General features: G+C 61.8%; 18 protein-coding genes and 2 pseudogenes. 7 read left to right on the plus strand and 13 right to left on the minus strand.

What is annotated here, in order from left to right:
- The first annotated feature begins 7 nt into the window (after nucleotides 1-7).
- The 7 genes and pseudogenes from HX869_RS00190 (at nucleotide 8) to HX869_RS00215 (ending at nucleotide 6,410) form a co-directional block, all read left to right on the plus strand.
- Complete coding sequence (locus tag HX869_RS00190) at nucleotides 8-286, plus strand: twin-arginine translocase TatA/TatE family subunit (protein ID WP_003209298.1); 279 nt, start codon at nucleotides 8-10, stop codon at nucleotides 284-286.
- 10 nt (nucleotides 287-296) lie between these two features.
- A complete protein-coding gene (tatB, locus tag HX869_RS00195; RefSeq protein ID WP_003209296.1) occupies nucleotides 297-743 on the plus strand; it encodes a Sec-independent protein translocase protein TatB in 447 nt (148 codons plus the stop codon).
- Nucleotides 740-1,531 carry a twin-arginine translocase subunit TatC gene (gene tatC, locus HX869_RS00200; RefSeq protein WP_026078063.1) on the plus strand — a complete coding sequence of 264 codons (792 nt, stop codon included), beginning with the start codon at nucleotides 740-742 and terminating at the stop codon, nucleotides 1,529-1,531. The genes tatB and tatC overlap by 4 nt, the downstream gene beginning before the upstream one ends.
- Entirely contained in the window at nucleotides 1,528-2,235 is a 708-nt protein-coding gene (locus tag HX869_RS00205) for a 16S rRNA (uracil(1498)-N(3))-methyltransferase (protein ID WP_178902577.1), read from the plus strand. Before tatC ends, HX869_RS00205 begins: the two co-directional genes overlap by 4 nt.
- 178 nt (nucleotides 2,236-2,413) lie before the next feature.
- A pseudogene (locus HX869_RS31755) lies at nucleotides 2,414-3,472 on the plus strand (methyl-accepting chemotaxis protein); the annotation flags it as partial.
- 144 nt (nucleotides 3,473-3,616) lie between these two features.
- Nucleotides 3,617-4,330: a methyl-accepting chemotaxis protein gene (locus tag HX869_RS31760; protein ID WP_371132926.1), complete on the plus strand. Its 714-nt coding sequence runs from the start codon at nucleotides 3,617-3,619 to the stop codon at nucleotides 4,328-4,330.
- A 172-nt stretch (nucleotides 4,331-4,502) separates the two neighbouring features.
- Nucleotides 4,503-6,410, plus strand: coding sequence for a methyl-accepting chemotaxis protein (locus tag HX869_RS00215; protein ID WP_008439276.1), 1,908 nt, complete (start codon nucleotides 4,503-4,505; stop codon nucleotides 6,408-6,410).
- 87 nt (nucleotides 6,411-6,497) lie between these two features.
- Here HX869_RS00215 and HX869_RS00220 read toward each other — a convergent pair whose 3' ends face one another.
- The 13 genes and pseudogenes from HX869_RS00220 to HX869_RS00280 all read right to left on the minus strand — a co-directional run bounded on the left by HX869_RS00220 (nucleotide 6,498) and on the right by HX869_RS00280 (nucleotide 22,225).
- Complete coding sequence (locus tag HX869_RS00220) at nucleotides 6,498-7,232, minus strand: amino acid ABC transporter ATP-binding protein (RefSeq protein WP_087692909.1); 735 nt, start codon at nucleotides 7,230-7,232, stop codon at nucleotides 6,498-6,500.
- Nucleotides 7,225-8,184 (minus strand): amino acid ABC transporter permease, encoded by a 960-nt coding sequence (locus HX869_RS00225; protein WP_178902578.1) that lies wholly within the window; start codon nucleotides 8,182-8,184, stop codon nucleotides 7,225-7,227. Before HX869_RS00225 ends, HX869_RS00220 begins: the two co-directional genes overlap by 8 nt.
- A gap of 128 nt (nucleotides 8,185-8,312) precedes the next feature.
- The gene (locus HX869_RS00230; RefSeq protein WP_003209284.1) at nucleotides 8,313-9,110 is read right to left on the minus strand and encodes a transporter substrate-binding domain-containing protein; all 798 of its coding nucleotides are present in this window, start codon (nucleotides 9,108-9,110) and stop codon (nucleotides 8,313-8,315) included.
- Nucleotides 9,111-9,329: 219 nt separating this feature from the next.
- Nucleotides 9,330-10,133, minus strand: coding sequence for a transporter substrate-binding domain-containing protein (locus tag HX869_RS00235; RefSeq protein ID WP_102605846.1), 804 nt, complete (start codon nucleotides 10,131-10,133; stop codon nucleotides 9,330-9,332).
- Between the two features lie 237 nt (nucleotides 10,134-10,370).
- Nucleotides 10,371-12,946, minus strand: a pseudogene (gene mdoH / locus HX869_RS00240) (glucans biosynthesis glucosyltransferase MdoH); the annotation flags it as partial.
- Nucleotides 12,939-14,690, minus strand: a complete 1,752-nt coding sequence (locus tag HX869_RS00245) for a glucan biosynthesis protein G (RefSeq protein ID WP_372864982.1) — start codon at nucleotides 14,688-14,690, stop codon at nucleotides 12,939-12,941. The gene HX869_RS00245 and the pseudogene mdoH, both read right to left, overlap by 8 nt.
- 267 nt (nucleotides 14,691-14,957) lie before the next feature.
- On the minus strand, nucleotides 14,958-15,395 hold the full coding sequence (gene dtd, locus HX869_RS00250) for a D-aminoacyl-tRNA deacylase (RefSeq protein ID WP_087692908.1): 438 nt from the start codon (nucleotides 15,393-15,395) through the stop codon (nucleotides 14,958-14,960).
- Nucleotides 15,392-16,363, minus strand: a complete 972-nt coding sequence (gene pip / locus HX869_RS00255; RefSeq protein ID WP_008439282.1) for a prolyl aminopeptidase — start codon at nucleotides 16,361-16,363, stop codon at nucleotides 15,392-15,394. Before pip ends, dtd begins: the two co-directional genes overlap by 4 nt.
- Before the next feature lie 103 nt (nucleotides 16,364-16,466).
- The gene (locus HX869_RS00260; RefSeq protein ID WP_102367934.1) at nucleotides 16,467-17,402 is read right to left on the minus strand and encodes an alpha/beta hydrolase; all 936 of its coding nucleotides are present in this window, start codon (nucleotides 17,400-17,402) and stop codon (nucleotides 16,467-16,469) included.
- Between the two features lie 172 nt (nucleotides 17,403-17,574).
- Complete coding sequence (locus HX869_RS00265) at nucleotides 17,575-18,522, minus strand: choline ABC transporter substrate-binding protein (RefSeq protein WP_178902580.1); 948 nt, start codon at nucleotides 18,520-18,522, stop codon at nucleotides 17,575-17,577.
- A gap of 259 nt (nucleotides 18,523-18,781) precedes the next feature.
- Complete coding sequence (hutG, locus tag HX869_RS00270) at nucleotides 18,782-19,582, minus strand: N-formylglutamate deformylase (protein ID WP_087692905.1); 801 nt, start codon at nucleotides 19,580-19,582, stop codon at nucleotides 18,782-18,784.
- An 11-nt stretch (nucleotides 19,583-19,593) separates the two neighbouring features.
- Nucleotides 19,594-20,799 carry an imidazolonepropionase gene (hutI, locus tag HX869_RS00275; protein ID WP_003209269.1) on the minus strand — a complete coding sequence of 402 codons (1,206 nt, stop codon included), beginning with the start codon at nucleotides 20,797-20,799 and terminating at the stop codon, nucleotides 19,594-19,596.
- A gap of 16 nt (nucleotides 20,800-20,815) precedes the next feature.
- Nucleotides 20,816-22,225: an amino acid permease gene (locus HX869_RS00280; RefSeq protein ID WP_003209267.1), complete on the minus strand. Its 1,410-nt coding sequence runs from the start codon at nucleotides 22,223-22,225 to the stop codon at nucleotides 20,816-20,818.
- Nucleotides 22,226-22,321 lie beyond the last annotated feature (96 nt).

Consider the following 22,321-nt stretch of genomic DNA (forward strand, 5'->3'; position numbering starts at 1 on the left):
TTGCAGCATGGGCATTTTTGACTGGAAACACTGGATCGTCATTCTTGTGGTCGTTGTGCTGGTGTTCGGCACCAAGAAACTGAAAAACCTCGGCACCGACGTCGGTGAATCGATCAAGGGCTTTCGCAAGGCCATGAACGACGACGAAAAGCCTGCCGACCCGGCCGTCAATCCGGTGCCACCGGCGCAGCCTGTACACCCGCAGGCCACTCAGCCGATCACTGAACGTCGCACCTTCGACGTGCAGGCCGAGCACGTCAAAGAGCAGAACCAAAAAGACTCGTGAGTACTGAATAATGTTTGGTATCAGCTTCTCTGAACTGCTGCTCGTCGGCCTCGTGGCCCTGCTGGTACTGGGGCCGGAACGCCTGCCCGGTGCCGCGCGCACGGCCGGCCTGTGGATCGGGCGCCTGAAACGCAGTTTCAACGCCATCAAACAGGAAGTTGAACGGGAAATCGGCGCCGACGAGATTCGCCGGCAACTGCACAACGAACACATTCTGTCGTTGGAGCAGGAGGCACGGAAGATTCTCTCGCCGGTGCAGGAAACGCCCAAGCCGGTCGAGCCTGTGGCCGAGCATTCGATTGCTCCGCCCGCCGCACCCGCGCCTGCACCGGTCGCTGAACCCGTGCACGCCGTCGAGCCTGCGCCCACTGCGCCCGTGACCCCGACCGAACCCGCGCCGACACCTGCCGTGTCGCCCGCGCCCCACGACCCTACATTGCCGCCGCGAGCCCCATGAGCGCTGATAAACCGGAAACCGACCAGCACATGCCACTGGTCTCGCACCTCACCGAGTTGCGCACCCGCCTGCTGCGCTGTGTCGCGGCGATCTTCATCATCTTTGCCGGGCTGTTTGCCTTCACCCAGCAGATCTACACCTTCGTCTCCACGCCGCTGCGCGACTACTTGCCGGCTGGCGCGACGATGATCGCCACCGACGTGTCGTCACCGTTCCTCACGCCGTTGAAGCTGACGATGATGGTTTCGCTGTTCCTGGCGATCCCGGTGATCCTGCATCAGATCTGGGGCTTTATCGCGCCGGGCCTGTACAAGCATGAAAAACGCATCGCCGTGCCGCTGCTGGTGTCGAGCATCCTGCTGTTCTATACCGGGATGGCTTTTGCCTACTTCCTGGTGTTCCCGCTGATCTTCAAGTTCTTCGCCGCCGCTACGCCGGCCGGTGTGGAAATGATGACCGACATCACCAGCTACCTCGACTTCGTGATGACGCTGTTCTTCGCCTTTGGCGTGGCCTTCGAAATCCCGGTGGCCGTGGTGCTGCTGGTGTGGATCGGCGTGGTCGACGTCAAATACCTGAAGAAGATCCGCCCCTACGTGATCATCGGCTGCTTCGTGGTCGGCATGATCCTGACCCCGCCGGACATCTTCTCCCAGACCCTGCTGGCCGTACCCATGTGGATGCTGTTCGAGATTGGCATCCTGTTTGGCAGCCTGGTGAGCAAGCGTGGCGATCACCCCGATGACCAACCCGCCGACGACGACCAGCCGCCAGCGACCCAGCCGTGAACCTGCTGCTGCTTGAGGAGGCCGACTTTATCGCGGCCGACCGGGTGGTGCTGCGTGATCGGCGCCTGGTGCATATGCAGGAAGTCCACCGTGCCGCCGTAGGCGACAGCCTGCGGGTCGGACGCATCGGCGGTTTGATGGGCAACGCGCAGTTGCTGCGCCTGGAAGCCCGGGAAGCCGAGCTGGAAGTCACCTTCGACCAGCCGCCGCCGGCCAAACTGCCCCTGACCCTGCTGCTGGCCCTGCCCCGTCCGAAAATGCTGCGCCGGGTTCTGCAAACCGTGGCGTCCATGGGCGTGCCGCGAGTGGTGCTGGTGAACAGCTATCGCGTGGAAAAAAGCTTCTGGCAGACGCCGTTCCTGGAGCCGGAAGCGATTCGCGAGCAATTGATCCTCGGCCTGGAACAGGCCCGGGACACGATGCTGCCCGAGATCGTGATCGAAAAGCGCTTCAAGCCATTCGTCGAAGACCGCCTGCCCGCCATGGCGCAAGGCACCCTCGGGCTGATTGGTCACCCTGGCGACTATCCGCCCTGCCCTCGCGGGCTGGATGAGCCGGTCACCCTGGCGATCGGGCCGGAAGGCGGCTGGATTCCCTACGAGGTGGACCTGCTGGCCAAGGCCGGGTTGCAGCCGGTGCAACTCGGCGCGCGCATCCTGAGAGTCGAAACCGCCGTCACCGCGCTGCTCGCCCGCCTTTTCTAACACCGCCCTCTCCTGTAGGAGCGAGCTTGCTCGCGAAAAACTCAAGGACACCGCGCTCACTCAGAATGCCCGCGTTATCGTTGACGACCTTCGCGAGCAAGCTCGCTCCTACAGAAACATCCGAATCTGCCGATACGCTCTGAATAAGTCCAAGCCTTGTTCCAGGGGAGTTCGCAGCATGTATCGTTGGTTAGCCGAGAAACTGGGGAATGTCAGCGTCAACCGCAAGCTGAGCATAGGCTTCGGCCTGGTATTGGTCCTGACCCTATTGATCACCTTCACCGGCTGGACCGGCCTCAGCGGCGTGATCAGCCGTGGCGACAAGCTGGGCTACATCTCCAGCCTCAACGGGCTGACCAAGGACCTGCGCCTGGCGCGACTGGACTTCGAAATGCGCCGTGGCGAACAAGGCACCAGCGCGGTCAACGACCTGATCACCCAGCTGGACAGTGGCCTGAAAACCGCCGCAGACCTGATCGAGCAACCCGACGACAAGCTCGTGGTAGAGCAGCAACAGGATGCCTTGGGCCAATACAAAAAAGCCTTCGGCGCCATGGTGCAGGCCGGCCTCAAGCGTGAAGGCGCCCGCAGCAAACTGGGCGATACCGCCGACAACGCCGTCGCAAAAATCAACGAAGTGGAAAAATCCCTGCTGCAAGGCGACAGCGTCACCCTGTTCAACAGCGTGGTCGACCTGAGCAAACTGATCCAGCAAGCGCGCTTCCAGGTGCGCGGCTACACCTACAGTGGCAAGGTCGAGGCCGAACAACCGGCGCTGGATGCCATCGACAACGCCCTGAAGAAAATCACCGACCTCAACGACCAGTTGCCCGAGCAATACCGGGCCAACCTGCAAGAGGCGAGCGTCTCGCTGCAGGCCTACCGCGCCGCCGTGAGCCAGTACCGCGACTCTCAGGTGGCCAGTGCCGCCGCGATGAAAATCATGGGCGAGCAGGGCGATATCCTGCTCGACCGCAGTAACAAACTCACCACTTCGCAAACCGTGGTGCGTGATACCGATGCCGCCCACGCCAAGAACCTGCTGTTACTGGCCACCGCCCTCGCGCTGGCGTTTGGTGTACTCGCCGCCTGGGCCATTACCCGGCAGATCGTGATTCCACTGAACCAGACCCTCAAAGTCGCCGAGCGCGTGGCGTCCGGCGACCTGAGCCACAACCTGATCTCCCTGCGCCAGGATGAACTGGGGCAGCTGCAACGGTCGATGCAAAGCATGACCGTGGGCCTGCGGGAGCTGATTGGCGGTATCAGCGACGGCGTCACCCAGATCGCCAGTGCCGCCGAGCAGCTATCGGCCGTTACCGAGCAGACCAGCGCCGGGGTCAACAGCCAGAAGGTCGAGACCGACCAGGTGGCCACCGCCATGAACGAAATGGCCGCTACCGTGCAGGAAGTCGCCCGTAACGCTGAAGAAGCCTCGGAAGCCGCCGTAGCCGCCGACCAACAGGCCCGTGAAGGCGACAAGGTGGTCGGCGAGGCCATCGCCCAGATCGAGCGCCTGGCCAGCGAGGTGGGCAACTCCACCGAAGCCATGGGCCATCTCAAGCGTGAGAGCGACAAGATCGGCAGTGTGCTGGACGTCATCAAGTCGGTGGCCCAGCAAACCAACCTGCTGGCCCTTAACGCAGCGATTGAAGCGGCGCGCGCCGGTGAGGCCGGACGCGGTTTTGCGGTGGTTGCCGATGAAGTGCGCAGCCTGGCCCAGCGGACGCAGAAGTCCACCGAGGAAATCGAAGAGTTGATCGTCGGCCTGCAAAGCGGCACCCAGCAGGTGGCGACCATCATGGACAACAGTCGCGGCCTGACCGACAGCAGCGTCGAGCTGACCCGTCGGGCCGGCAACGCCCTGGAGAACATCACCCGTACCGTCTCGGCGATCCAGGCGATGAACCAGCAGATCGCCACCGCCGCCGAGCAGCAAAGCGCCGTGGCCGAAGAGATCAACCGCAGCGTGCTCAACGTGCGGGACGTTTCCGAACAAACCTCGGCGGCCAGCGAAGAAACTGCGGCTTCCAGTGCCGAGCTGGCGCGCCTGGGGGTTTACCTGCAAAGCCTGGTAGGTCGCTTCAAGGTCTGACCCGCTTGCGGCGGCCATCAGGGCCGCCGCTCCGACAATATGTGAAATTTCCTACGCGTTTTTCAGGTCGTGGATCACACACCTGGCGCCGAATAAAAGTAGCGTTTCAACTCCCCTGACCATTGTTGGCCGGACGCTTGAGACGCTCCTTTTGATTCGTTGGAGGTTCACCATGTTTCGTCCACTGACCCGCCTGCTCGGAAACATCAGCATCAGCCTCAAACTTGCCCTGGGCTTTGGCCTGGTGCTCAGCCTCAGCCTGATCATCGCCTCTACCGGCTGGCAAGCCTTGAGCGCATCCCTCGAGCGCTCCCAAAAACTCACGCTGCTCTCGCAATTGGCAGTCGTCGGCGAAGAGTTGCGCGCTGATCGCATCGTCTATCGCACCCTTAACGACCCGGCCAGCCTGTCCAAAATAGAGCTGCACATGGACAAGATCGACCAGTTCCTGGTGGATCTTTCCCCGCGATTTACCGACCCGGTCAACCAACAACAGCTGCAGGAAAGCCGACGCTTCGTCACCAGTTTCAAGACCGCCTTAAGCGGCCTGGAGGGGCTGATCAAGCAACGTGAAAACGCCCGTGAACAGCTCAAGCGCAGCTCAGTCCAGAGCAGTGACAGCCTCTCTGAACTGTCGAGCAACCTGCCCAATCAAGACGATGAAAAGGCTCTCGATGCCGTGGAACAATTGCGCCAGGCCCTGGAACAAGCCGAAGACCGCGCCCAGAGCCCCGCCTGGGCCGCTGCGTCATTGGACGCCTATGCCAAGGACGTGAGTGATGCGCTACTGGCCCTGGATGGCGCCCAGGCAGCGGTAGGCGCGCTGCCGGTTGACGCCAGCGCCCTGAAAAAAGTCCTGCTCGACTTTCGGACTCACCTGACACGCCTCAAGGACGCCCAACTCAGCGCCGAAACCACCCAGAACCAGCTTGAACAGTGGCTGGATCAATTGCTCACGGAAAGCGACCTGCTGAGCCAGGACCAGACCGCCAAGCGTGACAACGAAGCCAGCCTCGCCCGCACCCTGCTGCTCAACGTTACTGCAGCGGCGCTGTTGCTCGGCGTCGTGGCCGCCTGGTTGATCGCCGGCCAGATCGTCGCGCCGCTGCGCCAGGCCCTGTCCGTGGCCAACCGGATCGCCGAAGGTGACCTGAGCCACGACATCCAGGCCTCGCGCCAGGATGAACTGGGGCAGTTGCAGCGCAGCATCGGGCAAATGACCCTCAACCTGCGGGGCTTGATCAGCGGCATCGGCGACAGCGCCCAGCAGATCGCCAGCGCCGCCGAGCAACTCTCGGCGGTCACCGAGCAAACTCGCGACGGGGTCGACGGCCAGAAGCAGGAAACCGAACAGGTGGCCACCGCCATGAACGAGATGCTCGCCACCTCCCAGGAAGTTGCGCGCCATGCCGAGCAAGCGTCGCTGGCTGCTGCCGAGGCCGACCGGCAGGCGGGCCAGGGCGATCAGGTGGTGGCTGAGGCCATTACCCACATCGAGCACCTGGCTCAGGAGATGGCTCGTTCAAGCCAGGCCATGCAAGGCCTGCAACAGGAAAGCCGGAAGATCGGCAGCGTGCTGGAAGTGATCAAGTCGGTATCGGAACAGACCAACTTGCTGGCCCTCAACGCCGCGATTGAGGCGGCTCGCGCAGGCGAAGCCGGCAGGGGGTTTGCCGTGGTCGCCGATGAAGTGCGCAGCCTGGCACAACGCACCCAGCAGTCGGCCGAGGAAATCGAGGAGTTGATCAGCGGCCTGCACCGGGGCACGCAGCAGGTCGCGGACATTATGGACAACAGTCGCAGCCTCACCGACAACAGCGTGCAACTGACCCGCCGCGCAGGAGAGGCTCTGGCTGGCATCACCCGTACCGTGTCAGTGATTCAGGAGATGAACCCGCAGATTGCCGCTGCCGCCGAGGAACAAACCGCGGTCGCCGAGGAGATCAACCGCAGCGTGTTGAAGGTCAAGGATGTATCGGAACAGACCTGGGCCGCGAGTCAGGACACTGCGGCGGCCAGTGTCGAACTGGCGCGCCTGGGGGCGGATTTGCAGGTGTGGGTGGGCAAGTTCAAGGTCTGAAAAAACCCAACCTGTGGCGAGGGAGCTTGCTCCCGCTGGAGTGCGCAGCGCTCNNGCTCCCTCGCCACAAGAAGCATTCCCACGCATTTATAGAACCTGGCGCAGGAAGGCTTGGGCGCGAGGGTCCTTCGGCGCATCGAAGAATTGCGCCGGGGCGGCGTCCTCCAACAGTTTGCCGTGATCGAAGAACAGCACCCGATCAGCCACTTCCCGGGCAAAGCCCATTTCATGGGTGACGCAGACCATGGTCATGCCTTCCAGGGCCAGGGTCTTCATCACGTCCAGCACTTCACCGACCATTTCCGGGTCCAGGGCCGAGGTGGGCTCGTCAAACAGCATCACCTTGGGCTCCATCGCCAGCGCGCGGGCAATCGCGACGCGTTGCTGCTGGCCACCGGAAAGCCGCGACGGGAACTCGTGGGCTTTCTGGGCAATGCCGACTTTCTCCAGGAGCGCCAGGGCCTTGGCCTCGCGCTCTTTCTTGCCGCGCTTGCGCACGACTTTTTGCGCCAGGCAGAGGTTTTCCAGCACGGTCATGTGGGGGAACAGGTTGAAGTGCTGGAACACCATGCCGACTTCACGGCGATAGGCGTTCACGTCGGTCTTCGGGTCTGCCAGTTGCAGGCCGTCGATGCTTACCGAGCCGGAATCGAATTCCTCCAGGCCGTTAAGGCAGCGCAGGAACGTCGACTTGCCGGAACCGGACGGGCCGATCACCACCAGCACTTCACCCCTGGCCACCTGCGTGGTCACGTTATCCACCGCGCGCACGACGTGGCCACGGGTGTCGAAGACTTTTACCAGATCGCGGACTTCAATCACTTTGCGCGAGCCTCCGCTCAAGCCGGCTGGCGATTTTCGACAGCGGCAGGTTGATCAGCAGGTACAGGCCTGCGACGCAGAACAGGATTTCGAACGGCGAGAACGAGGTGGTGATGACCTCGCGGCCGCTTTTGAGCAGCTCGGTAATCGCGATCACCGACACCAGGGATGTGTCCTTGACCAGGCTGATAAATTGCCCGGCCAGGGGCGGCAGCACGCGCTTGAAGGCTTGCGGCAACACCACGTGGCGCATCGACTGGCCAGCACTGAGCCCCAGGGAGCGGGCTGCCTCATTCTGCCCACGGGCAATCGACTGCACGCCGGCACGGATGATTTCCGCCACATACGCGCCGGTAAACAGTGACAGCGCGGCGATCCCGGCGAATTCCCGGGACAGGTTGAGCACCGTGCCGATAAAGAAATAGAAAATGAAGATCTGCACCAACAACGGCGTACCGCGTACCAGTTCGACGTAGATCGTCGACAGATCGCGTAAAGTCGGGTTGTTCGACAGGCGACACAATCCGGTCGCCAGGCCGATCAACAGTCCCAGCACCCCGGACACCACCGATAGCCACAACGTAGTCCACAAGCCCCACAGCAGAGGGCCCGCAGCCCAATGCCGGGTGACGCCGATCACATCGCCCTCGGCCACGTCATCGCCCTTGGCCACTTGCAGGCTGTTCTCGGCCACGGTCAGGTGCTGCTCGTTGCCCTCGTCATTACGCAGGGTGACTTCAGCCACATCGCCCTTGCGCACCAGCTCGCTGACGGTGGAAATGTCCGACGCCCGCTGGGATTCTTCGGCCTGGTAGACGAAGTACTGCGGCACGCGGTTCCAGCGCCATTCGTAGGACATCAGCGAGGTGGCGTAATACAACGCGCCGGCCAGGCCGACCAGCACCAGCACCGTCAGCAGGTGCCAGGGCCATTGGGCTTTTTTCTGTTTCATTTCAGGTTCCGGGATGTGTATCGCCTGGCAGGCCCTATTCGCGAGCAAGCCCGCTCCCACATTTCGACCGCGATCTAATGTGGGAGCGGGCTTGCTCGCGAAGGGCTCGACTCGGTATTAAGCCAACCTTATTCCATGTCCTTGAGCCACTCAGAGCTCTTGAACCACTTGTCATGGATGCGATCGTAGGTGCCGTCGTTGCGGATCTGGTGCAGGAAGTTATTGATGAAGTTGATGCTGTCGTAGTCGCCCTTCTTCAGGCCGAACGCCAGGGGTTCAAAGGTGAACGGCTGATCAAGGAACACCAGTTTGCCGGCGCCGACCTTGTTCACGGCCACCACGTTGTACGGGGCGTCATAGACGAAGGCGTCAGCCTTGCCGTTGACCACGTCCAGAACAGCTTCCTGCTCGTTGTCATAGCCGTGGTACTTGGCTTTGGAGATCAGCTTCTTGGCCACCATCTCGCCGGTGGTGCCGAGCTTGGAGGTCAGGCGGTATTTCTCGTCATTCAGGTCTTTGTAGGACTTGATGGTGCCCTCCAGCTCCTTGCGGATCAGCAGGGTCTGGCCGACCACGATGAACGGTTCGCTGAAGTTCAGGCGCAGGTTGCGTTCCTGGGTCAGGGTCATGCCGCTGCCGATCATGTCGAACTTGTCGGTCAACAGGGCCGGGATGATGCCGTCGTAACCGGTGGAAATCGGCTCGAACTTCACGCCCATCGACTTGGCCATGGCCTTGAGGATGTCGACTTCAAAGCCGATGATTTCACCGCGTTTGTTGGTCATCTGGAACGGCATGTAGGTCGGGTCCATGCCGACTTTCAGCGTACCGCGCTTGACCGCATCATCGATGGCGCCGGCATGTGCCGCGTTGACCGCCACCAGTGCGGTGACACCCAGCAGCAGCATCGAAAGATACTTTTTCATCATCAAGTCCCCTGAACTCATTTTCTTGTGAGGTCGGCGCGCAAAAGGGCTGCACCATTTCGGGGTGCGATCCTAACTCACTCACCGCCGGGTACAAAGGTTTCGCCGGGATTTGTTGCCAAGGTATGACAGAAAAGCCCCACAACCGTGCAGAGAAAGGCATGGCTAGACACCTCGACCCACGGCCCAGCCAATTGCTTGATGTGTAAGCAGTTATGACTACCAGCCCACTTCCGCCATCCAACCCGAGTCCTTGAACCACTTGTCATGCAGCCGATCGTAGGTGCCGTCCTGGGCCACCTGGTTGAGGAAATGATTGATCCAGTTGAGGCTGTCGTAATCGCCCTTTTTCAAGCCGAACGCCAGGGGCTCGTAGGTGAAGGGTTGCTCCAGCGCCAACAGCGCACTGTTCTGGGGCTTGGTAATGGCGATCAGGTTATACGGCGCATCATGGATAAACGCATCGGCCTTGCCCTCCACCACCTGGCGCACGCCTTCTTCAGGTGTTGGAAAACTGCGCAGCCGTGCAGTGCCGAGAAACCTTTTCGCCGCCGCCTCGCCTGTGGTGCCTTCGGCGGCCACGATCCGGTAACCGGCCTCGTTCAAGTCCTCGATGCTCTGGACCTTGTCGGCCAACCGAGGGTTCAGCAGCACAGTCTGGCCGACGATGATGAACGAGTCGCTGAAATTGAGGGTCAGGTTGCGCTCCTGCGTGACAGTCATGCCGCTGCCGATCAGGTCGAACCGGCTGGCCAGCAGGCCGGGAATCAGGTCGATATACGGTACCGAAACCAGCTCCAGCTTGACCCCCAGCGCCTTGCTCATCTCCCGAAGCAGGTCAATTTCAAACCCGACGATCCGGCCTTTCTTGTCGGTCATCTCAAAGGGCACGTAGGCTGGATTGGTGCCGACTTTCAACACACCTCGCCGAACGGCCTCATCTATGGCCCCGGCATGCGCCAGGTAACCGTGGGAAAATGTGACGATGCCGAGCAGCAGCATCGACAAATACCTTTTGATCATGAAAAAAGCCCCTGTTCCATTAAACACTCCCACACCCGGCCACGCGCAAGTTCGCGTAAGCCGCAGGCTTCGAGTCAGATTTGGGGGGCGATGCTAACCCACTCGCAGGCACGGCAATATGCCTCGGAGAAGGGTCTTTTGTTTCGAAATAACAAGGAGTTAGCGCGATGCAGCAGAAGGGAAAAACAACGTAGGACGGTTATCGCAAACGCCCCCGAGGTGGCACCTCGGGGGCGTCGGAATCAGGCCGGTTGAGCCTGGGACGACAGCGGCTTCAATGGCAGCAATGGCGCATGCGGATCGGCCTTGACCGATTCGCGCCAGGCGCTCAGCCACTCGGCGTGGCCTTCGCTCCAGACCTGCTCGTGCAAGCGTGCCAGGGCGACCGGGTCGCTGAGCAAGGCCAGGCGTTCACCGTTGTTGAGGCCGGCCGGGCCGACTTTCAACGCGTGGCGAACCCGGTCAACACGCAGCCACTCAATCGGCTCCGCCTGCCCGTGACGGGAAGTTGCCAAGGCGCACGCCAGGGCGTTCTGCTGCGGATCGACCACCGCCCGCACAAAACCGTCATTGAGCGCATGCCAACGGTTTTCGTGGGTGTACTTGTCGGTCGACAACAGCGCCTGGGGCGGATTGTATTCCTCGGGGATCAGGAACAGGCTCTCGTCGCGAGACTTGAGGCCCAGTTTGACCCGGCTGGAAATCACCGACACCGGAATCGACAGCATCAGCGAACCGACGATCGGCACCAGCCACCACAGGAAGCTTGGGTTCAACCACACCACCAGCAGCGCCCAGAAGAAGCCGAGCAGGGTCTGTGGACCGTGGCGCTTGACTGCCTCGCTCCATGGCGTGGAGTCGTCGTCACGCTGTGGCGAGTTCCAGGTCGCCGCCCAGCCGAGGAACGCGGCCAGTACGAAACGGGTGTGGAAAATCATCCGCACCGGCGCCAGCAACATGGAGAACAGCATCTCCAGCAGCATCGACAGGGTCACCTTGAACTTGCCGCCGAACTCTTTCGCGCCCTTGGCCCAGATCAGGATGATGCTCAGCAATTTAGGCAGGAACAGCAGCACGATGGTGGTGGAGAACAGCGCCACCGCCTTGTCCGGATGCCATTGTGGCCACAACGGATACAACTGGCGCGGCGCCATGAAGTACTGCGGCTCCATCAGTGTGTTGACCGCCAGCAAGGCCGTGGACAGCACCAGGAAGAAGAACCACAACGGCGCCGACAGGTACGACATCACGCCGGTGAGGAACACCGCACGGTGCACCGGGTGCATGCCTTTTACCAAAAACAGGCGGAAGTTCATCAGGTTGCCGTGGCACCAGCGACGGTCACGCTTGAGTTCGTCCAGCAGGTTCGGCGGCAGCTCTTCGTAGCTGCCCGGCAAGTCGTAGGCAATCCACACGCCCCAGCCGGCACGGCGCATCAGCGCCGCTTCAACGAAGTCGTGAGAAAGAATCGCACCGGCAAACGCACCTTTACCCGGCAACGGCGCCAGGGCGCAGTGCTCGATAAACGGCTTCATGCGGATGATCGCGTTGTGACCCCAGTAGTGGGATTCACCCAGCTGCCAGAAGTGCAGGCCGGCGGTGAACAGCGGGCCGTACACCCGGGTGGCGAACTGCTGCATGCGCGCATACAGGGTATCCATGCCCGACGCACGTGGCGCGGTCTGGATAATCCCGGCATCCGGCGTGGCTTCCATCAGGCGCACCAGGCTGGTCAGGCATTCGCCGCTCATCACGCTGTCGGCGTCGAGCACCACCATGTACTTGTAGTCACCGCCCCAGCGACGGCAGAAGTCGTCGAGGTTGCCGCTCTTGCGTTTGACGCGACGGCGACGGCGGCGATAGAAGATCTTGCCGAAGCCACCGGCTTCGCGGCACACGTCGAGCCAGGCTTGCTGCTCGGCGATGCAGATGTCGGCCTCGTTGCTGTCGCTGAGGACGAAGAAGTCGAAACGGTCCAGGTCACCGGTGGCAGCCACCGATTCGAACGTCGCGCGCAGGCCGGCAAATACCCGGGGCACGTCTTCGTTGCAGATCGGCATGACCAGGGCGGTGCGGGCGTCTTTCGGAATCGGCTCGTCACCGGCACTTTTACCGGAGATACGGTATTTATCGTGACCGGTCAGCAGTTCCAGGAAGCCCATCAGCGCGGTCCAGAAACCGGCCGAGACCCAGCAGAACAGAATCCCGAACAGCACGAGGATGCTGGTTTGCAGGGCGTAAGGCAGTACCTGGGTCGCGGTTTGCAGCAGGGTCTGGTTGCGGATCTCGTCAAAGTCGACGAAGGACCAGCCCTGGTACGGCATGATGCCTTTCATGTACCAGCCGGCAACGATCGTCTGGCCGAGCATCAGCACCAGCAGGATATAGCGACGGATCGAACCGACGGTGCGCCAGCGGGCGGCCGGCAGTACGCGCTCATCCTTCGGCGGGGCCGGTGGATTGGTGCGGCCGGTCAGGCGGCGCCAGCCACGCACCAGGATATTGGTGCGCCACGGCTCAGGCACGACCTTGGTCCGACGGATCGGCGGCGTGGCCTTGAGGCAAACCCGGCCGCTGGCGTCGAGCACCAGCATTTCGGCGTCTTGCAGCTCTTCGGCAGTGTTGAGGGTCAGCCGGGCGCCTACCGATGCCTGGGCAGCGTCGGCAGGTGCGTCGAACGTGGACGATGACAGGCGCTTGTGCAATTCACTGAAGGACTCGCAGCCCGCCAGTTCGGCGCGCTGCTCATCGGTCATCGGTAGATGCGCCAGGTACTCGGCAAGAGTCTCTGGCTGGACTTGAGAATTACTCATCGGCAGGCAACTGATAGCTCCAGGTTTCGGTCAGGACTTGCTCTGTCTTGGCCTGATCCTGGGTAGGGAGTGGTGTGGCTGGGGCAGTCGCTTCCGGCTGCTTGGCGTCCTTGTCCTTGGCGTCTTTCTTGGCCGCTTTCTCGTGCTGCTTGGCCAGGACCTTGTCGGCTTTCAACACTTGGGTCGAAACCTTCTCCGGTTCCGGCTGCACGATGTCCTGAACCAGAGCAGCGCGCATTTCAGTCGGCTTGCCTGCGTCCTTGATCTTCATGCGCAGGGTCAGGCGCCAGCCTTGGGTGTGCGGGTTGTAGCGCACGCTGTTTTCAACGATTTCGGCGTTGTCGCCCACGCTGACCTGACTGCGAACCGGTGCGTCAGCTGGCAGTTTCTTCAGGGACGGGCCCTCGAAGTCCACCAGGTAAGCCACGCTGCCGTCTGGCTGACGGATCAGGTTGGATTGCTTGACGTCGCCGGTGGAACGCAGGGTCTGCTTGACCCAGGCGCTTTCCGGCGAATGGAACTCGGCGTCTTGCAATGTCCAGTGCAGGCGATAGGCAACGTCCAGCGGCTTGCCTGGCTCCGGCAGTGTTTCCGGGCTCCAGAACGCAACGATGTTGTCGTTGGTTTCATCGGCGGTCGGAATCTCTACCAGGTCGACGGAGCCCTTGCCCCAATCGCCTTCAGGCTCGATCCAGGCGCTTGGGCGCTTGTCGTAGTTGTCGTCGAGGTCTTCGTAGTGGCTGAAGTTGCGGCCGCGTTGCAGCAGGCCGAAACCACGCGGGTTTTCCACGGTGAAGTTGCTGACCGACAGGTGTTTGGGGTTGTTCAGTGGGCGCCAGATCCACTCGCCGTTGCCGGCATGGATCGACAGGCCGCTGGAATCGTGCAGCTCGCGACGGTAGTTGAGGACCTTGGACGGCTGGTTGGCGCCGAACAGGAACATGCTGGTCAGCGGGGCGATGCCCAGCTTGGTGACCTTGTCACGCAGGTACATCTGGGATTTGACGTCGACGATGGTGTCGGTACCCGGGCGCAGGATCAGGCGATAAGCGCCGGTTGCCCGCGGCGAATCCAGCAGGGCGTAGATCACCAGTTGTTTCTCACCCGGTTTTGGACGCTCGATCCAGAACTCGGTGAAACGCGGGAATTCTTCGCCGGACGGCAACGCAGTGTCGATCGCCATGCCGCGGGCAGACAGGCCGTAGACCTGGTCCTTGCCCACGACGCGGAAATAGCTGGCGCCGAGCATGGTCATGATTTCGTCTTGCTTGTCACCCTTGTTGATCGGGTACAGCACACGGAAACCGGCATAACCCAGCTGTTCGGTGGATTTGGGATCAAACTTGACGTCGCCGAAATCGAAGCGGGACGGGTCGTACTTGATTTCCTGAACGCTGTCGGCGGTGACTTCGTTGATTTTCACCGGTGTATCGAAATGCATACCCTGGTGGTAGAAGGACAGCTTGAACGGGGTGTTCTGATCGGCCCACTCGGCTTTTTCGTTGCGGAAACGAATTTTCTGGTAATCAGCGAATTTCATTTCGCGGAATTCGTTCGGCAAATTGCTGCGCGGAGCTTCGTATTTCTGCCCGGCCAGCTCTTTTGCCTTGGCCGACACATCATCCAGACTGAATGCCCACAGTTGACCCGCGCCGAACAGGCAAAACAGGGCAGAGCCCGTCACCAGTACGTTTCGTAACCGTTTGGCAGACAATTTTGGTGCATTACAGGGACTAACAATCACGAGCAACCCTCGCCGAAAACAGATCAAAAAACCAACGGCCAGCTATCTATATGCCAGGTTGGCGAGCATTGTTCCGACTCCCATGGGGCTAAATGATTCCCCAATGGCTATCGGACAAGTCTCTACCTAAGTCAAAAATGGACCAATTAACGCTGATCCCCGTAGCGCGCGATTATCTAGTAGCCCGCGTGACAACGCATCAGGGTCAGCGAAGTATTTGTAGCGAAAACCCGGTTTTTTGGGCATCACAAGTCGTTTTCAGTACATTCACGTCTGTAACAGGAAGGTGACCGGCCCATCATTGACCAAATGCACCTGCATATCAGCGCCAAAACGCCCTGCCGCTACCGTGCCATGCAATTGTTGCGCTTGTAACAGCAGATAGTCGAAAAGCGCCTCGCCCAACGCCGGCGGTGCCGCCGTGGAGAAGCTCGGCCTCAGCCCACTCTTGGTGTCTGCCGCCAGGGTGAACTGCGACACCAGCAGCAAACCGCCGCCAATGTCTTTCAAGGACAGGTTCATCTTGCCCTCGTCGTCGCTGAACACCCGATAGTTAAGCAGCTTATGCAGCAGCTTGTCGGCGCTGGCTTGCGTATCCGAAGGCTCGACAGCCACCAGCACCAGCAAACCCTGGTCTATCGCCCCGACCACCTGCCCCTCTACCTCGACCCGGGCGCCGCGCACCCGTTGCAAAAGCCCCTTCATGCTTCTTCAGGCGGCAAATCAAGCAGGCGCCGTGCCATTTCACTCGCCGCACGCACCAGCGCATCGGTAATTCCGGGTTCGGAAGCCGCATGGCCGGCCTCGCGGATGATCTGCAGCTCACTGTTGGGCCAGGCCTGATGCAGCTCCCAGGCATTGTCCAGCGGGCAGATCATATCGTAGCGGCCATGCACGATTACGCCAGGCAGGTGGGCGATCTTGTGCATGTCGCGGATCAACTGGTCAGGTTCAAGGAACGAGTTATTGGTGAAGTAATGGCATTCGATACGGGCAATCGACAGGGCGCGCTGGGGTTCGGAGAAACGCTCGATCAATTGCGGGTTCGGGCACAGGCCCAACATGCGCCCTTCCCACGTGGACCAGGCCTTGGCGGCGTGCATCTGGGCGATCTGGTCGTTGCCGGTCAGGCGCTTGTGGTAGGCGCTGAGCAGGTCGTGCCGCTCCTCCGCCGGGATAGGCGCCAGGTAGTCCTGCCAGTAATCGGGGAACAGCCGGCTGGCGCCAGCCTGGTAGAACCACTGAATGTCCTGGGGGCGGGCCAGGAAAATGCCCCGCACGATCAGGCCGTGCACACGCTCCGGGTGGGTTTGCGCGTAGGCCAGGGCCAGGGTCGAGCCCCAGGAACCGCCGAACAGCACCCATTTTTCGATGCCCAGATGTTCGCGAATCCGCTCAAGGTCGGCCACCAGGTCCCAGGTGGTGTTGTTTTCCAGGCTGGCCCGTGGGGTGGAGCGCCCGCAGCCACGCTGATCAAAAGTAACAATTCGGTACAGATTAGGATCGAAATAGCAGCGGCTATTGGCATCACACCCGGCGCCGGGGCCGCCATGGATGAACACAACGGGCAAGCCTTCCGGGGAACCGCTTTCGTCGACGTACAGGACGTGGGTTTCATCGACGGCCAGATCGTGCCGGGCGTAGGGTTTGATCTGCGGGTACAAAGTCTGCATTGCGCGCTCCGTAAGGGGTCGAGTTCATCCCTGGGGGGACGTCTATTATTTTGCCGTCTGGCATCATAAACCCGAATTGTGCAATGAGCATGTCCTCGTGGACCTAGACCTGTGTCAGCAGAACACCACGCAGGTAGTCCAGCAAATAAACGTACAGCCGGTCGACCTCCAACACCTGGCCCCGGGCCCGCAGGCAGCCGTGAACCAGGCCTTTGCCGGGATACAGCGTGGCCGCCACCCCGGCGCCTTGCAGGCGTTCGGCGTAGAGCATGCCGTCGTCCCGCAACGGGTCGAACTGGGCGACAGCGATCAAAGCCTGCGGCAACCCGCTGAAATCCACAGCCAGCAATGGCATGGCGTAGGGCGACGGCTTGCCCGGCCCACGCAGGTAAAGGGCGAGATAGCACTCGGTGTCGGCGGTACTGAGCAACGGCGCGTCGACGCAATCGCGGCGGGACGGCAGGTCGGCGGGGCCGCCCAGGCCGGGGTAGATCAGGACTTGCGCCAGGGGCTGCGGCTGATGGTCATCCCGCAGGCCCAGGCACAGGGCCGCCGCCAGGTTACCGCCGGCGCTGTCACCGGCCACCACCAGACGCTGAAGGTTGATCGGCTGGGGCGCTTCGCCCACCTGGATCGCCTGCCAGACCGCACGGCAATCCTCAAAGGCGGCCGGAAACGGGTGTTCGGGTGCCAGGCGGTAATCGATGGCGATGACCAGCACTTGCAGTGAGTCGGCCAGCTCAGCACACATGAAGTCATGGGAATCCAGGCCGCCGACCACCCAGCCGCCACCGTGCATATAAAGGATGCATGGCCAGCCGCTATCAGGGGTTTGCGTCGCCGGTTGATAAATGCGTACGCCCACGCCACCCAGGGAAACGTCTGACACCTGTAACCCTTCGGGCCGCGCCGGGGTGAACGCCTGGCACATGCGGTCATAGCCTCGGCGCAATCCGGCCAGCGATGTGTCGTCGCTGGTGAAGGATTCGGTTTTTTCGACGAAGGCGCACATCTGCGCGGAAATCGGGTAATGGGACATCAGAAATTGCCCTGCTGCTGAAAACTTGAAGCACACCACAAGACAAATGTGGGAGCTGGCTTGCCTGCGATAGCGGTGTATCAACCAACGCCATCGGCGACTGATACACCGCTATCGCGGGCAAGCCCGGCTCCCACAGGGGTGCTCTATTGTTCGATCTATCGTGTTCGCATCAGGGCTTGAGGCTGGCCTGCACCGCCGCCACGCCGTCCTTGCCATCCAGGGTCGTTACACCCGCCAGCCAGCTCTGCAAATCCTCGGGGTTGTCGCGCAACCATTGTTTGGCCACCTCCTGCGGCGTCTTGCGGTCCATGATCGGCACCATCAACTGGCTTTCCTGGGCCGCGGTGTAGGTCAGGTTTTCCAGCAGGCGTGTCACGTTGGGGCAACGTTCGGCGTAATCCGGCGCCGTCACCGTGGAGACCGTGGCCATGCCTTCGTTGGCACCGAACACATCTTCACTGCCGGTCAGGTACGCCATTTTCATGTTGATGTTCATCGGGTGTGGGGTCCAGCCGACAAACACCACGAACTCCTTGCGATTCACTGCCCGCTGCACCGCCGCCAGCATGCCTGCCTCGCCGGACGCCACCAGCTTGAAGCCGCCGAGGCCAAAGCGGTTGCTGTCGATCATTTTCTGGATATCGGTATTGGCACCGCTGCCCGGCTCGATGCCATAGATCTTGCCGCCCAGTTTGTCCTTGAAGCGGGCAATGTCGGCAAAGGTTTTCAAGCCGGCGTCGGCAACGTACTGCGGCACCGCCAGCGTCGCTTGGGCGTCGGACAGGCTCGGCCTGTCGAACACCTTGACCTGCTTGGCCGCGAGGAATGGCGCGATGTTGTTGTCCATCGCCGGTTTCCAGTAGCCGAGGAATATATCCAGGCGCTTGTCGCGGATGCCGGCAAAGATGATCTGCTGCACGGCGCTGGTTTGCTTGCTGTCATAGCCCAGGCCATTGAGCAGCACGTCGGCCATGCCGCTGGTGGCGATCACGTCGGTCCAGCTGACCACGCCCATGCGCACGACCTTGCACGAGGCCGGGTCGGCAGCCATCGCGTTGGCGCTCAAGAGTGCGGCGCCGGTGAGAATCAACAGACAACGGTTGAACAGTCTTTTCATCGATGCGGTCTCACTCGGCAGTTTTTATTGTGGGAGTGGCGTCTGACGCGCCGTGCCCAACACCTTACCCAGCGAGACCTCGATCAAAGCGAACTGTGGCGACAGGGATTTGCACACAGACGACTTGGGAGGTGTGTTGCTGTTGAGGGCCTCTTCGCGAGCAAGCCCGCTCCCACATTCGACCGTGTTCCTCCTGAAGAAACACGGTCGAATGTGGGAGCGGGCTTGCTCGCGAAGGCTATCTCAGCAGCGACGCCACTCAGGAGTAATGCCGCTTGCCCCACGCCAGGAACCCTTCCAGCAGTTCCTTCAACACCACCCGCGTCGGCTCGGCCAGGTCGGCGCGATAACGGAAGGGCTCAAACTCTTCCATGTAGGTGCACTGCCCCAACTCCAGCTGCACGGCGTGGATGTTCTCGGCCGGGTTGCCGTAGTGACGGGTGATGTGCCCGCCCTTGAAGCGCCCGTTGAGCACATGGCTGTACTGCGGGTGGCCGGCACAGATGGCTTCCAGTTCGCTGGCCAGCTGCGGATCGCAGGCCGCGCCGTTGAAGGTGCCGAGATTGAAGTCCGGCAGCTTGCCTTCGAACAGGTGCGGGATCACCGAGCGGATCGAGTGCGCATCAAACAGCAGCGCATAACCGAACTCGGCCTTGAGCCGGGCCAGTTCGTTTTGCAGGGTGCGGTGATACGGCGTCCACACCTGCTCCAGGTACGTGGCGCGCTCGGCCTTGGACGGTTCCAGGCCTTCGCGGAACAGCGGCACACCGTCAAACAGTGTCGCCGGGTACAGGCCGGTGGTTGCGCCAACGTACAGCGGCTTGTCGTCTGAAGGCCGGTTCAGGTCGATGACAAAGCGCGAATACTCCGCCGCCAGGGTGCTGGCGCCCAGCGCTTCGGCGAAGTCATACAGCGTGGGAATGTGCCAGTCGGTGTCCGGCAGGCTTTGCGCCTCGGGGATCAGCCCGGCTTGCACCGCCGGCGTCAGGCGCAGGCCCGCGTGGGGCATGCTGATCAGCAGCGGCACACGGCCTTGTTTGAAGTTCAGAACCTTATCCACAGCGGTACTCCTTAGACGGTGACTTCGACGCCGTGGCGCACGACGCGTTTATCCAGCTCGCCACCCAGCCAGTAGGCCAGGTCGGCGGGACGATCAATCTGCCAGGCGACAAAATCCGCGACCTTGCCCACTTCCAGCGAGCCATGGCTGTTGCCCAGGCCCAGGGCGGTGGCCGCGTGTTGCGTGGCGCCGGCCAGGGCTTCTTCCGGGGTCATGCGGAACAGGGTGCAGGCCATGTTCAGCATCAAGCGCACCGACAACGCCGGCGAGGTGCCCGGGTTGAGGTCGCTGGCGATCGCGATCTTCACGCCGTGCTTGCGCAGGGCATCCATCGGCGGCAACTGGGTTTCCCGCAGGAAGTAGAACGCGCCCGGCAGCAGCACCGCGACGGTGCCGGAAGCGGCCATGGCGATGGCGTCTTCCTCGGTCATGAATTCCAGGTGGTCCGCCGACAGCGCCTGGTAACGCGCCGCCAGGCTGGAGCCATGCAGGGACGACAACTGTTCGGCGTGCAGTTTTACCGGCAAGCCAAGTTTCCGGGCGGCGATGAACACGCGCTCCACCTGCTCCGGTGAGAACGCCAGGTACTCACAGAAGGCGTCGACCGCGTCCACCAGGCCTTCCGCTGCCAGCGCCGGGAGCATTTCGGTGCAGATGTGATCGATGTAGGCATCGGCCCGGTCCACGTACTCCGGCGGCAACGCATGCGCCGCCAGGCAGGTGCTGCGCACACTGACCGGCAACTCGGCGCCGAGGCGACGGATCACCCGCAGGATCTTGCGCTCGCTGGCCAGGTCCAGGCCGTAGCCGGACTTGATCTCGACGGTGGTTACACCGTCGCGCAGCAAACTGCGCAGGCGCTTGTGGCCGCTGGCAAACAGTTCATCTTCGCTCGCCGCACGCGTGGCGCGCACGGTGCTGGCAATACCGCCACCGGCCGCTGCGATCTCGGCGTAGCTCACGCCTTGCAGCCGCTGCTCGAACTCGCCGCTGCGATTGCCGCCGAACACCGTGTGGGTGTGGCAGTCGATCAGCCCGGGCGTGACCCATGCCCCTTGCAGGTCATGGGTGGTTGCGTAGTTCGCATCCGGCAGATCGGCGCGCGGGCCGATCCACTCGATGAGCGTGCCCGAGGTAACAATGGCGGCGTCCTCGATGATCGAGTAGTTGCCCTGGGCCATGGTTGCAACGTGGCAGTGTTGCCAAAGCGTTTTCATCAACGCCTCCATTAGGTTATCGATGAGACAAAGCCGGGTCGTAGTGGACCTTGGCCGTTTGCCCGGCGGCGGGCTTGACCCACAGCAGATAGGCGACGATCAGCAAGACGATCCACACGGCACCGACCATAAGAGCGGCCTGGGTGTCCGGGAAGTAACCCAGCACGCCGAAGATGAACAGCATGAACACGATGGCGGCCGCTGGCGCGTAGGGCCAGAACGGCACCGGGAATTTCAGCTCGGCAATCTGTTCCCTGGTCATCGAGCGACGCATGGCCACCTGGGTGACCAGGATCATCAGCCATACCCACACCGTGGCGAAGGTCGCAATCGAGGCGATGACCAGGAACACGTTTTCCGGGATCAGGTAATTGAGCACCACACCGCCGAGCAACGCGGCGCCCATCACCACTACGGTCATCCACGGCACGCCCTGGCTCGACAGTTGGGCAAAACCCTTGGGCGCCTGCCCTTGCTGGGCCAGGCCATACATCATGCGACCGGCGCCGAAGATGTCGCTGTTGATGGCCGAGACGGCGGCCGAGATCACCACAATGTTAAGAATGGTCGCCGCCGAGCCTATCCCCAGGTTGCTGAAGATCTGCACGAACGGGCTGCCCTGGCTGCCGATCTGCGGCCACGGGTAGATCGCCATCAGCACAAACAACGTCAGCACGTAGAACAGCAGGATACGCAACGGCACGGCGTTGATTGCCTTGGGGATCACCCGCTGCGGGTCCTTGGCTTCGCCGGCGGTGATGCCGATGATTTCGATGCCGCCAAACGCAAACATCACCACCGCGAAGGACGCGATCAAGCCACCCACGCCGTTCGGCATGAAGCCACCGTGAGCCCACAGGTTGCTGAGGCCGGTAGCGGGTGCTTCGCCCGCCGAGTGAATGCCGAACAGCATGATGCCGAAGCCGCCGAGGATCATTGCGACAATGGCACCGACCTTGAGCAGCGACAGCCAGAACTCCATTTCGCCAAAGACTTTGACGTTGCACAGGTTCAGGCCGCCGATCAGCAACACGATGCCCAGCACCCAGACCCAGCGCGCGACTTCGGGAAACCAGAAGCCCATGTAGATGCCGAAGGCGGTGACGTCGGCGAGGCAGACGATGATCATTTCAAAGGCGTAGGTCCAGCCGAGGATAAAGCCGGCCATCGGGCCCAGGTAGGTACTGGCGTACTGGCCGAAGGAGCCGGACACCGGGTTATGCACGGCCATTTCGCCGAGGGCGCGCATGACCATGAACACCGCGGCGCCGCCGATCAGGTAGGCCAGGAGCACGGCGGGGCCGGCCATCTGGATGGCGGAGGCAGAGCCGTAGAACAGCCCGGTACCGATCGCGGAACCGAGGGCCATGAAGCGAATATGTCGGGCGGAGAGCCCGCGTTTTAACGTCTTTTCTTGCTGGTGCATTTCTCGTCCTTAATTATTTTTATCCTGAGAAAATTCGAATCTGTAGAAGATCAAATGTGGGAGCTGTCGAGCCCCAGCGAGGCTGCGATAGCGGTG

Origin of the sequence: Pseudomonas sp. P7779 (assembly GCF_013386315.1) — a bacterium.
Lineage (GTDB): Bacteria > Pseudomonadota > Gammaproteobacteria > Pseudomonadales > Pseudomonadaceae > Aquipseudomonas.